The organism is Streptomyces sp. sk2.1 (assembly GCF_008120935.1).
In the GTDB taxonomy this organism is placed as follows: Bacteria; Actinomycetota; Actinomycetes; order Streptomycetales; family Streptomycetaceae; genus Streptomyces.
Genome location: NZ_RDBO01000077.1, coordinates 1,970,373 through 1,982,960, shown reverse-complemented (window position 1 = coordinate 1,982,960; position 12,588 = coordinate 1,970,373). Strand labels below are relative to the sequence as shown.

Here is a 12,588-nt window from a genome sequence, read left to right as displayed (position 1 = left end):
GGCGGAGGGTGGTGCGGTCGCCGTGCCGGCGGTCCCCGTACCGCCCGGCTCCTCCTCCAGCAGAGTGATCCCACCCACCACGTGCCGCTCCCCTCGTCGCGTCTGCGCCGCCCTTTTCTCGCATCGTGCGAGAAGTGAGGGCAAACGCGACGGGGGGCGCCGACGGCGCACTCGGGGGGTTTAACCCCCGGTGGGAGCCACTACGGCGTACGACCGGCGCGGCGGGAAAACCACTCGATACGGTGAGGCCGGTCAACGCCGTACCGGGTTACTTCTTCTCCACCTCGGCAGCGAGGTTCTGGAGCAGTTCGTCGTAGATCCGCCCGAGCCCCTTGGGGGCGAAGGTCCTCTCGAAGAATCCGCCGATGCCGCCGGCGCCGTTCCACACGGCCGAGACGACCGCCTTCGACTTCCCCTCGCCGGCCGGGGTGACGGTCCAGGTGGTGACCATCGAGGAGTTGCGGTCCTTCTCGACGAGTTGGCCGTCCGTGGGCTCGGTGACCTCCAGCAGGCAGTCGCGCACCCGCTTGCTGGTGGCCTGGAGCTTCCAGTGGACGAGGGTGCCCTCGCCGTCGCCGCCCTCGCGCACCTCGTACTCGCTGAACTGTCCGGGCAGCACCTTGCCCCGGACCTGCTCGTAGTCGGCCAGGGCGTCGAACACCGTCTCCGCGTCCGCCGCGATGACTCGTTCCGTGGTGGCCTCGACCTGCGCCATGCCTGTTCCTCCAGCACTCGGTTGTTCGGGGGTGTGACGAGCCAACCACCTCCGGCACGCCGCTCAAAATCCGGGCCGGGACGAAGGGGAGAAAACGATCATGGGAACAAGTGTTCTATTCTCTGCCCAGTGCTACCGAGGAGGCGTCCATGCGCTGGGACAATCCGGCCGAGCGGCCCGGAGCGGCGGGGAACGGCGCGCTCTTCGCCGCGGACGCGGTGACCACGCGCACCTTCGACGCCCCCGGGTTCCGGGGCGTCACCTTCCACGAGGTCCGGGCCCGTTCGATCGTGAACCGGGTGCCGGGCGCGTCGCGGATGCCGTTCGAATGGACCGTCAATCCGTACCGGGGTTGCTCGCACGCCTGCGTCTACTGTTTCGCGCGCAAGGCGCACAGCCGCCTCGACCTCGACACCGGTCCCGGCTTCGACTCGCAGATCGTCGTCAAGGTCAACGCCCCGGAGCTGCTGCGCGACCACCTCTCGTCCGGCCGCTGGCACGGGGCGCACCTCGCGATGGGCACGAACGTCGACTGCTACCAGCGCGCGGAGGGCCGGTACCGGTTGATGCCCGGCATCCTCGCGGCCCTGCGCGACCACGCGAACCCGTTCTCCATCCTGACCAAGGGAACGCTGATCCTGCGCGACCTGGAGCTGCTGCGGCAGGCGTCCGAGGTCACCGACGTCGGCGTCTGCGTCTCGGTCGGCTTCGTCGACGACGGGCTGTGGCGCACCCTGGAGCCCGGCACGCCCTCCCCCCTGCACCGCCTGGACACCGTCCGCGCCCTGAGCGGGGCCGGCATCGGCTGCGACGTGCTGATGGCGCCGATCGTCCCGTTCCTCGGCGACCACCCGGACCAGCTGCGGGCCACGGTCCGGGCGATCGCCGCCGCCGGGGCGACCTCGGTGACACCGCTCGTCCTCCATCTGCGGCCCGGCGCGCGGGAGTGGTACATGCACTGGCTCGCCGGCCACCACCCGCACCTGGTGCGGCGGTACGAGCGGCTGTACGCCTTGCGCGCGAAACAGTAGACGCAGGCGTGCGAGCAACCCCGGTACGGATTGACGGTCCATTCGAACGGCATCCGCGACGCGCCCGGCACCCGGTTCACGATCGAACGGGCCCGGACCTCGTGGAAGGTGCCCCGTTCTGAACCCGCCCCGGTCCGCCGGGACCACGGCCCGGCACGGTGGGGCCCGAGCGGGCAAACGGGTCAACTCTCGGCCCGAACGGTCCTTCCGGGCACGAATGCGGGGAGCATGCGGCGGGGGCTGCGCCCCGCGCAGTCGTGTTTTCCCCGTCACGGGAGGCCATATGACGAAACGTCCAGGAATTCTGCTCGCCGCAGGCGCGGCCGTCGCCGGTCTGGTGACCGCGGCGCCGGCCCCGGCGACCGCCGACACCGGCGCGCGGGCCACGGCCCGGCTCAAGTGGACCGACTGCGGCACCGAGTCGTATCCGCGACTGCAGTGCTCATCGGTCAGCACGCCGCTCGACCATGACGATCCGTCGGGCCGGCGGATCACCCTCGCCCTGTCCCGGATCCCGCACACCGCGAAGACCTTCCAGGGTCCGCTGCTCGTCAATCCGGGCGGCCCCGGGGGCAGCGGCCTGTCGATGGCCGGTTTCGTGGCGTCCTCGCTGCCGAAGTCGCTCGCCGCGCAGTACGACGTGATCGGGTTCGACCCGCGCGGCGTCGGCAGGAGCAGGCCGGCGCTGGACTGCGTGCCGAAGTACTTCGATCCGGTGCGGCCGGTCTCGACGCCGGACGCGCCGGGGATCGAGCGGGCCAACCGGAACCGGGCCCGCGCCTTCGCCGAGGCGTGCGGGCGCAAGTACCCCGATCTGCTGCCGTACATGGACACCGTCAGCGCCGCCGAGGACCTGGACGTGATCCGGGGGGCCCTCGGCTCCCGGCAGCTCAACTACTTCGGCTACTCGTACGGCACCTACCTCGGCGCGGTGTACGGCAAGCTGCACCCGGAGCGGGTGCGGCGCATGGTGCTCGACTCGAACGTCGACCCGGACGGCGTCTGGTACGACGACAACATCGGCCAGAACCACGCCTTCGACGCCCGCCACAAGGCGTTCGCCGCCTGGGTCGCGAAGCACGACGCCACGTACCGGCTGGGCACGGACCCGGCGGAGGTCGAGCGCGCCTGGTACGCCATGCGCGACGCCGTCCGGGCGCGGCCCGCCGGCGGGAAGGTCGGCGCGAGCGAGCTGGAGGACACCTTCCTGCCGGGCGGCTACTACAACGGCTACTGGCCCCGGCTGGCCGACGCGTTCGCCCGGTACGTGCACGACCACGACCAGGACGCGCTCGTGAAGGCGTACGAGCGGTTCGGCGCGCTCGACGCGGAGGGCGACAACGGGTACTCGGTCTACTCGGCCGTGCAGTGCCGCGACGCCCGGTGGCCGCGGCCGTGGAACACCTGGCGCAACGACAGCCGACGGGTGCACGCCAAGGCTCCCTTCTTCACCTGGAACAACACCTGGTACAACGCCCCCTGCGCCGACTGGCCGGTGGAGCCGCTCAACCCGGTGCGGGTCTCCAACCGCGCCCTGCCGCCGGTGCTGCTCTTCCAGGCGACCGACGACGCGGCGACGCCGTACGAGGGCGGGGTCACCCTGCACCGCAGGCTGCACGGTTCCGGCCTGGTCGTCGAGCAGGGCGGCGGGAACCACGGCATCACGCTGAGCGGCAACGACTGCCTCGACGAGCACCTCGTGGCCTACCTCGCCGAGGGCACCGTGCCGCGCGGCGGGGGCAGCCGGGCCGACGCGGACGCGGTCTGCGCCGCGTCCCCCGAGCCGCGTCCGCTGACCGGCGAGGCGGCGGCGAAGTCGGCGCGGCGGACGGGTTCCGGCAGCAGGGGCGCCACCCTGCACGGGCTGCTCGGCCCCCGCGGCTGACCGGTCCGCGCCCCGGTCCCGCGTACGGGCCGTCCCGGCGCCTGCGCCAGGATGGCCCGTATGACGACACCGGCCACGCCCGCCCCGGAGCCCGCGACGCGCGTGCGGGACATGACCGTCGACGACTGCGAGGCGGTCTCGCGCCTCCGGGTGCGCGGCTGGCGGGCCGCGTACGCGGGGCTGGTGCCGCAGTCGTACCTGGACGGCATGGACCTCGCCGTCGCCGAGGACGTGGAGCGCCGCCGCGCGTCCTTCACCGGGGGCCTCACGATCGTGAACGTGGTGGCCGAACGGCCGGACCGCGGAGTGATCGGCTGGGCCTGCTACGGCCCGTACCGCGAGAACGGCAGGCCGCTCGCGCGGGGCGAGCTGTACGCGCTCTACGTGGCGCCCGAGCTGATCGGGACCGGGGCGGGCCGCGCCCTGATGGCGGAGGTGCTCGCCCGCGCCGCCGCCGAGGGCTTCCCCGACCTGGCGCTGTGGGTGCTGAGGGAGAACGCCCCGGCCCGCCGCTTCTACGAGCGCGCGGGCTTCCGGCCCGACGGCGCCGAGGAGTCCTTCGAGGCGGACGGCGTGCTCGTGCCCGAGGTGCGCTACGTACGCGCCCTCGGGGTCCCCGCCGCGCCCTGAGGCCGACGGGGGCCGGGCTTCCGGAAAAAGCCCGGCGCCCCCTCAGGCCGTGTCCAGCCTGCCGAGCGCGTCCCGGGCGGCGGCGCCCAGCCTCGGGTGCGTCAGCGCCGCCCCCAGGAGCGGGCGGGCCCGCTCGTCCCCCAGCTGCCCGAGCCCCTCCACGCAGGCGAGCGCGACCCGCCKMMGCGGGTCGCCCGGGTCCAGCAGCCGTTCCAGGGTGCTCATCAGCGCGGGCACCGACTCCGGGGCCCGCAGGGCGGTGAGCAGCCGCACCGGGTGCAGGGCGTACGCGGTGCGCAGGGTGTTGGTCGCGAGGGCGGCGGCGGCCCGGGGGGTGCGGGGGTCGCCGAGGAGCACCAGGGCGTGGGCGGCGGACACGCAGCGTTCCGGATCTCGGTGGTTGAGCAGCAGGACCAGCGCCTCGAAGGCCCGCCGGTCGCCGCCGCAGCCGAGCCGGAACGCGGCGATCTCGCGGGCCCAGAGCGGGCGTTCGCGCTCCACCAGGACGCGGGCCAGCTCCTCCTCGTCGTCGGTGCCGAGGAGGGCGTGACAGGCCGCCGACTCCCCCGCCGCGCCCGCCTCGTCCGCAAGCCGGTCCGCCAGGGAACGGAACTCCTCGTCCATGACTCTCAGCGTATCGGCGGGGACCGTGCGTATCGAGATCCGGGACGGATATGACGTGGCCCACAGCGAAAGGGGGCTGGCGCGCTCGTTACCCGGGAGTTAATCTCATGTGAGCGGGACACACTCCCCGCCTGCTCCGGTGGCCTGGTGACGCAGCCACCCGGAGTGCTTGTCGGTTCGGCAGCTTTGCGAGACGTGACTCCGGGACAGAGTCCGTCGCCCCTTCCGGGTCCGGGTACGCCCACGGCGCCCCGGCCCGAGTACCACGACACGCAATTTCCGCACGTGTCGCGCCCGTTCTCCTCATGCCGGCGCGCGCCGTGCCCTCCTCACAGTCGTCACTCATTCTCTGGAGTCCCGTGATGGACACCCCGCTCAGCACCATTGCCGTCGTCGGTCTCGGCACCATGGGCACCGGCATCTCCGAGGTCCTGTCCCGCGCCGGCCACGAGGTCATCGGCATCGACATCAGCGCCGAGGCCGCCGCCCGCGCCGTCGCCGCCCTGGAGTCCTCGACCGCCCGCGCCGTGGGGCGCGGACGGATCACCGAGGAGGAACGGGGCGACGTGCTCGCCCGGTTCCGCACCTTCGACGACCTCCGGGCCGCCGCGGAGGCGGAGCTGGTCATCGAGGTCGTGCCCGAGTCGTACGAGATCAAGCAGCAGGTCTTCCGGGAGCTCGACGAGGTCGTCTCCCCCACCACGATCCTGGCGACCGGCACCAACGCCCTGTCGGTGACCCGGCTGGCCGCCGAGTCGCTGCGCCCCGAGCGCGTGCTCGGCCTGCACTTCTTCAACCCGGCGCCCGCGATGAAGCTGGTCGAGGTGGTCTCCTCGGTGCTGACGGCACCGCCGGCCGTCGAGGCGGTCACCGCGCTCGCCCGCAGCCTGGGCAAGGAGCCGGTGGCGGTCGGCGACCGGCCGGGCTTCGTCGCCGACGGGCTGCTGTTCGGCTACCTCAACCAGGCCGCCGCGATGTACGAGGCCAACTACGCCTCCCGCGAGGACATCGACGCGGCGATGAAGCTCGGCTGCGGCCTGCCGATGGGGCCGCTCGCCCTGCTCGACCTGATCGGGATCGACACCGCCCGCACCGTCCTGGAGGCGATGTACACCGAGTCGCGCGACCGGCTGCACGCCCCGGCGCCGGTGCTCCGGCAGCTGAGCGACGCGGGGCTGACCGGCCGCAAGGCGGGCCGCGGCTTCTACACGTACGACTCGGCCGGCGGCCAGACCGTGGTGCCGGACGCGCTGACCCCGCGGGAGGACACCGCCGCGGCGGCCGGGCGCGCGGTGCGTTCGGTGGGGGTCGCCGGCTCCGGGACGATGGCCTCGGGGATCGCCGAGGTGTTCGCGAAGGCCGGTTACGACGTGGTCCTGGCCGCGCGGGGCCAGGAGAAGGCGGACGCGGCGAAGGCCCGGATCGCCAAGTCGCTGGAGCGTTCCGTCGCCAAGGGCCGGCTGACGGACGGGGCCCGGGACGAGGCGCTCGGCCGGATCACCGCGGCCGGTTCGCTGGACGCCTTCGCCGACGTCGACCTCGCGGTGGAGGCCGTCGCCGAGGACCTGGCGGTCAAGCAGCAGCTGTTCCGGACCATGGACAAGGTGTGCCGGCCGGGGGCGGTCCTGGCCACCACCACCTCGTCGCTGCCGGTCGTGGCCATCGCCCGTGCCACCTCGCGTCCGCAGGACGTGATCGGGATGCACTTCTTCAACCCGGCCCCCGCGATGAAGCTGGTCGAGGTGGTCCGTACGGTGCTCACCGCCGACGACGTCCACGCCACCGTCCGCGAGGTCTGCGTCAAGATCCGCAAGCACCCGGTGGACTGCGGCGACCGGGCCGGTTTCATCGTCAACGCGCTGCTGTTCCCGTACCTCAACAACGCGATCAAGATGGTCGAGGAGCACTACGCGAGCCTCGACGACATCGACGCCGCGATGAAGCTGGGCGGCGGCTACCCGATGGGCCCGTTCGAGCTGCTGGACGTGGTCGGCCTCGACGTCTCGCTGGCCATCGAGAAGGTGCTGCACAACGAGTTCCGCGACCCGGGCCTGGCCCCGGCGCCGCTGCTCGAACACCTGGTGGCCGCGGGCTGCCTCGGCCGCAAGACGGGGCGCGGCTTCCGCGAATATGCCCGGCGTTGAGCGGGGATCCGGGTGGGGAGGGCTGCTCGACCCCTCGGGCGGCCCTCCCCCACGGGCGCACTCCCCCGGCCCGATGCAGTACGTTCACACCATGTCCCAGCCCGCCCGGTCTCCCCGTGCCTCCGCCGCGTCCGACGCCCAGGAAAGTGCCGCAGGCACTCGCGCCGCCGCCCAACGGCTCAAAATGCGGCGCGAATTGGCCGCTGCGGCCATGGAACTCTTCGCCACGAAGGGCTACGAGGCGACGACGGTCGACGAGATCGCGGGCGCCGCGGGAGTCGCCCGGCGCACCTTCTTCCGGCACTTCCGCTCCAAGGAAGAGGCGATCTTCCCGGACCACGACGACACCCTCGTCAGGGCCGAGGCCGTCCTCAACGCCGCACCGGCGCACGAGCACCCCCTCGACACCGTCTGCCGCGGCATCAAGGAAGTCATGAAGATGTACGCGGCGAAGCCCGCGGTCTCCGTGGCCCGCTACAAGCTGACCCGCGAGGTCCCCACCCTGCGTGAGGCCGAGATCGCCTCGGTGGCCCGTTACGAGCGGCTCTTCACGCGTTATCTGCTGGGCCATTTCGACGAGCGCGACCACCAGGTCGGCAACGACGACCCGTTGCTGGCGGAGGTCGCGGCGTCCGCCGTCGTCACCGCGCACAACCACGTGCTGCGCCGCTGGCTGCGGGCGGGCGGCGAGGGCGACGTGGAGGCCCAGCTCGACCACGCCTTCGCGATCGTCCGCGACACCTTCGGCACCGGCATCGGCGCGGGCCGGATCGCCGGCACCGAACCGGCGAAGCAGCCGGCCGCCTCGGTGACGGCCCACGACGAGGTGCTGGTCGCGGTGGCCCGCACCGACGCACCGCTGGACGAAGTGATGCGCACCATCCAGCAGGCGCTCCGGGACCGCTGAGGGCCTGCTGACGGGGGCGTGCCGACCGGGCGCGCCCCCGTTCGCCGTCACCGCGCCGAAACCCCGTTGCCGCGACCCCGCGCCGGTGCTGTGGTGGGCGGATGACTCATGATCGCGAAACACTGCTGGCCCTGTTCGACCGGGAGATGCGCGAGCACGCCCGCCCCGACGGCCCCGGCGTCGAGGTGGAGCGCACCGGCGACGTCGTGCGCCAGACCGGTGGCGCCGAGGACTGGAACGGGATCGTCTGGTCGTCCCCGGAACTGGACCCCGCCCGGACGGACGAGGTGATCGCGGCCCAGGTGGCGCACTACGCGGCGCTCGGGCGCGACGAGTTCGAGTGGAAGCTGTACGCGCACGACCGGCCGGCCGATCTGGCGCGGCGCCTCCTGGCAGCCGGCTTCGAGGCGGAGGAGCCGGAGACCCTGCTGGTCGCCCCGGTGGCGGACCTGTCGACGGCGGTGGAGCCGCCCGAGGGCGTCCGGTTGCGCACCGTGCGTGACGCGGACGACGCGGAGCTGCTGGTCCGCACCCACGAGCGGGCCTTCGGGGAGAAGCTGCCGTGGCTGCGCCACCAGGTGCTGAGCCGGCTCGAACAGGATCCGGAGCACTTCGTCGGGGTGCTCGCCATGGCGGGCGACGAGGCGGTGAGCTCGGCCCGGATGGAGCTGTACCCGGGCACGGGCTTCGCGGGGCTCTGGGGCGGCGGCACGGTCGGGGAATGGCGCGGGCGGGGCGTCTACCGGGCCCTGATCGCCCTCCGGGCCCGGATCGCGACGGAGCGGGGGTACGAGCACCTCCAGGTCGACGCCTCCGACATGAGCGCCCCGATTCTCCGGCGGCTCGGATTCGTGGCCCTGAGCACCACGACGCCCTACGTGCACCGGTCGCGCTGATCGATCATCCGCGTTCCTTTACGGGGCATACCTCGGCGAAACACCCCTCACAACGCCCATCGGTGCCCGGTGGGTGACAAGTGAGAGAAATTGTTGGCACGCAGTGCCTTGCCAGGTGTCACGGAGTGCCATACGTTGAAGGTGTCCGGGCGGCCGGCGTGCCGGGATCTCACGCACGCCGGCTGTCCCCGCAAGCGATGCGCCTGCGCGCCCGGACGCCTGCGTCACAGGCGAAACCTTCCGCTCCACAGAGCAAGCCGAAGCTTTGACAGCCGAACCGACGGCAACACCTCCACACCACACTGCTCGCCATTGCTCGCAGGGACTGCTCACGCGTTCCCGAGCGCCCCCATCCGCCGGAGGCATACCGTGAAGGAAATCCTGGACGCGATCCAGTCGCAGACGGAATCGGGAAGCGGCTCCGCCGCGGTCACCACCGCGGACTTCGCGGCCCTGCCCATCCCCGAGTCGTACCGCGCGGTGACCGTGCACAAGGACGAGACCGAGATGTTCCACGGCCTCGCCACCCGCGACAAGGACCCCCGCAAGTCCTTGCACCTCGACGAGGTCCCGGTGCCCGAACTCGGGCCCGGCGAGGCCCTGGTCGCCGTCATGGCGAGCTCGGTGAACTACAACTCCGTCTGGACCTCGATCTTCGAGCCGATGCCCACCTTCGGCTTCCTGGAGCGCTACGGAAAGCTCAGCGAGCTCACCAGGCGCCACGACCTGCCGTACCACGTCATCGGTTCCGACCTGGCGGGCGTCGTCCTGCGCACCGGTCCCGGCGTCAACGCCTGGAACCCCGGTGACGAGGTCGTGGCGCACTGCCTGTCGGTGGAACTGGAGTCCTCCGACGGCCACAACGACACGATGCTCGACCCGGAGCAGCGCATCTGGGGCTTCGAGACCAACTTCGGCGGCCTCGCCGAGATCGCGCTCGTCAAGTCCAACCAGCTGATGCCCAAGCCGAAGCACCTGAGCTGGGAGGAGGCCGCGGCCCCCGGTCTGGTCAACTCGACCGCGTACCGCCAGCTGGTGTCCCGCAACGGCGCGGGCATGAAGCAGGGCGACAACGTGCTGATCTGGGGCGCCAGCGGCGGACTCGGTTCGTACGCGACCCAGTTCGCCCTGGCCGGCGGCGCCAACCCGATCTGTGTGGTCTCCTCCCCCGAGAAGGCCGACATCTGCCGCTCCATGGGCGCCGAGGCGGTCATCGACCGCAACGCCGAGGGGTACCGGTTCTGGAAGGACGAGCGGACCCAGGACCCGCGCGAGTGGAAGCGCTTCGGCAAGCGCATCCGCGAGTTCACCGGCGGCGAGGACATCGACATCGTCTTCGAGCACCCCGGCCGCGAGACCTTCGGCGCCTCCGTCTACGTCACCCGCAAGGGCGGCACCATCACCACCTGCGCCTCGACCTCGGGCTACATGCACGAGTACGACAACCGCTACCTGTGGATGTCGCTGAAGCGGATCATCGGTTCGCACTTCGCCAACTACCGCGAGGCGTGGGAGGCCAACCGCCTGATCGCCAAGGGGAAGATCCACCCCACCCTCTCCAAGGTCTACTCCCTGGAGGAGACCGGTCAGGCCGCGTACGACGTCCACCGCAACCTCCACCAGGGCAAGGTCGGCGTGCTGGCCCTGGCCCCGCGCGAGGGACTCGGCGTCCGGGACGAGGAAATGCGCGAGAAGCACATCGACGCCATCAACCGATTCAGGAACGTCTGACATGAGTGGCCGTCAGAAGGACCGTCCGTGGCTCATGCGGACGTACGCCGGCCACTCGACCGCCGAGGCGTCCAACGAGCTCTACCGGCGCAACCTCGCCAAGGGTCAGACCGGCCTGTCGGTCGCCTTCGACCTGCCGACGCAGACCGGCTACGACCCCGACCACATCCTCGCCCGCGGCGAGGTCGGCCGGGTCGGCGTGCCGGTGTCGCACCTCGGTGACATGCGCCGGCTGTTCCAGGACATCCCGCTGGAACAGATGAACACCTCGATGACGATCAACGCCACCGCGATGTGGCTGCTGGCGCTCTACCAGGTGGTCGCGGAGGAGCAGGGCGCCGACATCACCCGGCTCCAGGGGACGACGCAGAACGACATCGTCAAGGAGTACCTCTCGCGCGGGACGCACGTCTTCCCGCCGGGGCCCTCCCTGCGGCTGACCACCGACATGATCACGTACACGGTCCGGCACATCCCGAAGTGGAACCCGATCAACATCTGCAGCTACCACCTGCAGGAGGCGGGCGCCACCCCGGTCCAGGAGATCGCGTACGCCATGTCGACGGCCATCGCGGTCCTGGACGCCGTGCGCGACTCCGGCCAGGTGCCCGAGGAGAAGTTCGGCGACGTGGTCGCGCGGATCTCCTTCTTCGTGAACGCGGGCGTCCGGTTCATCGAGGAGATGTGCAAGATGCGGGCCTTCGGCCGCATCTGGGACCGGATCACCGGCGACCGGTACGGCATCACCGACCCCAAGCAGCGCCGCTTCCGCTACGGCGTCCAGGTCAACTCGCTCGGTCTGACCGAGGCCCAGCCGGAGAACAACGTCCAGCGCATCGTCCTGGAGATGCTGGCCGTCACGCTCTCCAAGGACGCCCGCGCCCGCGCCGTCCAGCTGCCGGCCTGGAACGAGGCGCTGGGGCTCCCCCGGCCCTGGGACCAGCAGTGGTCGCTGCGCATCCAGCAGGTGCTCGCGCACGAGAGCGACCTGCTGGAGTACGAGGACATCTTCGCCGGCTCGCACGTCATCGAGGCCAAGGTCGACGAACTGGTCGCCGAGTCGCTCGCCGAGATCGACCGGATCCAGGAGATGGGCGGCGCCATGGCGGCCGTCGAGTCCGGCTACCTGAAGTCCGAGCTGGTCTCCTCGCACGCCGCCCGCCGGGCCCGGATCGAGGGCGGCGAGGAGAAGATCGTCGGCGTCAACATCCACGACACGACGGAGCCGAACCCGCTCACCGCCGACCTCGACGGGGCGATCATGACGGTCGACCCCGCCAACGAGGCCGGGGTCGTGGCGGCCCTGCACCGGTGGCGCGACGACCGGGACGAGGCCCGCGCCGGTGACGCCCTGGCCGCCCTGAAGAAGGCCGCCGCGGGCACCGGGAACCTGATGGAGGCGACCCTGGAGTGCGCCCGCGCGGGCGTCACCACCGGCGAGTGGTCCTGGGCGCTGCGCGACGTCTTCGGCGAGTTCCGGGCCCCGACGGGCGTCTCGTCCGCCCCGGTCGCGGTGACCGCCGAGGCCGGCACGCCGCTCGCCCTGGTCCGCGAGAAGGTCGCCGGGACCGCGGCCGACCTGGGTGCCGGACGGCTGCGGCTGCTGGTCGGCAAGCCGGGCCTGGACGGGCACTCCAACGGCGCCGAGCAGATCGCCGTACGGGCCCGCGACGCCGGCTTCGAGGTCGTCTACCAGGGGATCAGGCTGACCCCCGAGCAGATCGTCTCGGCCGCGCTCGCCGAGGACGTGCACTGCGTCGGCCTGTCGATCCTGTCCGGCTCGCACGCCGAGCTCGTGCCGGACGTGCTCACCAGGCTGCGCGAGGCGGGCGCCGCCGACATCCCGGTGATCGCGGGCGGGATCATTCCGCCCGCCGACGCCGCGGCCCTCGTCGGGGCCGGTGTCGCCGCCGTATTCACCCCGAAGGATTTCGGTATCACGGAGATCATCGGCCGTATCGTCGACGAGATCCGGAAAGCGAACAAGCTCGACCCTCTGGAGGTCCCCGCATGACTGCCGCCAAC

At 71.9% G+C, this 12,588-nt stretch carries 9 protein-coding genes and 1 pseudogene; 8 read left to right on the top strand and 2 right to left on the bottom strand.

Going from position 1 to position 12,588, the window contains the following annotated elements:
* Positions 1–268 precede the first annotated feature (268 nt).
* Entirely contained in the window at positions 269–715 is a 447-nt protein-coding gene (locus EAO76_RS35975; protein WP_148840260.1) for an SRPBCC family protein, read from the bottom strand.
* A 149-nt stretch (positions 716–864) separates the two neighbouring features.
* Between EAO76_RS35975 and EAO76_RS35970 the strand changes: the two are divergent.
* The 3 genes and pseudogenes from EAO76_RS35970 to EAO76_RS35955 form a co-directional block, all read left to right on the top strand.
* Positions 865–1,728, top strand: a pseudogene (locus EAO76_RS35970) (Rv2578c family radical SAM protein); the annotation flags it as partial.
* 301 nt (positions 1,729–2,029) lie between these two features.
* Positions 2,030–3,631: an alpha/beta hydrolase gene (locus tag EAO76_RS35960; RefSeq protein WP_148840259.1), complete on the top strand. Its 1,602-nt coding sequence runs from the start codon at positions 2,030–2,032 to the stop codon at positions 3,629–3,631.
* A gap of 60 nt (positions 3,632–3,691) precedes the next feature.
* Positions 3,692–4,261 carry a GNAT family N-acetyltransferase gene (locus EAO76_RS35955; protein WP_148840258.1) on the top strand — a complete coding sequence of 190 codons (570 nt, stop codon included), beginning with the start codon at positions 3,692–3,694 and terminating at the stop codon, positions 4,259–4,261.
* 42 nt (positions 4,262–4,303) lie between these two features.
* Here the strand turns inward: EAO76_RS35955 and EAO76_RS35950 are convergent, their stop codons facing one another.
* On the bottom strand, positions 4,304–4,885 hold the full coding sequence (locus EAO76_RS35950; protein ID WP_148840257.1) for a HEAT repeat domain-containing protein: 582 nt from the start codon (positions 4,883–4,885) through the stop codon (positions 4,304–4,306).
* Between the two features lie 362 nt (positions 4,886–5,247).
* On the opposite strand from EAO76_RS35950, the gene EAO76_RS35945 reads away from it, so the two are divergent.
* The 5 genes from EAO76_RS35945 to EAO76_RS35925 all read left to right on the top strand — a co-directional run bounded on the left by EAO76_RS35945 (position 5,248) and on the right by EAO76_RS35925 (position 12,577).
* The gene (locus tag EAO76_RS35945; protein WP_148840256.1) at positions 5,248–7,029 is read left to right on the top strand and encodes a 3-hydroxyacyl-CoA dehydrogenase family protein; all 1,782 of its coding nucleotides are present in this window, start codon (positions 5,248–5,250) and stop codon (positions 7,027–7,029) included.
* A gap of 91 nt (positions 7,030–7,120) precedes the next feature.
* On the top strand, positions 7,121–7,936 hold the full coding sequence (locus tag EAO76_RS35940) for a TetR family transcriptional regulator (RefSeq protein ID WP_148840255.1): 816 nt from the start codon (positions 7,121–7,123) through the stop codon (positions 7,934–7,936).
* A 101-nt stretch (positions 7,937–8,037) separates the two neighbouring features.
* Positions 8,038–8,832 (top strand): GNAT family N-acetyltransferase, encoded by a 795-nt coding sequence (locus tag EAO76_RS35935; RefSeq protein ID WP_148840254.1) that lies wholly within the window; start codon positions 8,038–8,040, stop codon positions 8,830–8,832.
* 369 nt (positions 8,833–9,201) lie between these two features.
* Positions 9,202–10,563: a crotonyl-CoA carboxylase/reductase gene (ccrA, locus tag EAO76_RS35930; RefSeq protein ID WP_187438898.1), complete on the top strand. Its 1,362-nt coding sequence runs from the start codon at positions 9,202–9,204 to the stop codon at positions 10,561–10,563.
* A 1-nt stretch (position 10,564) separates the two neighbouring features.
* A complete protein-coding gene (locus tag EAO76_RS35925; protein ID WP_148840253.1) occupies positions 10,565–12,577 on the top strand; it encodes a protein meaA in 2,013 nt (670 codons plus the stop codon).
* Positions 12,578–12,588: the final 11 nt, after the last annotated feature.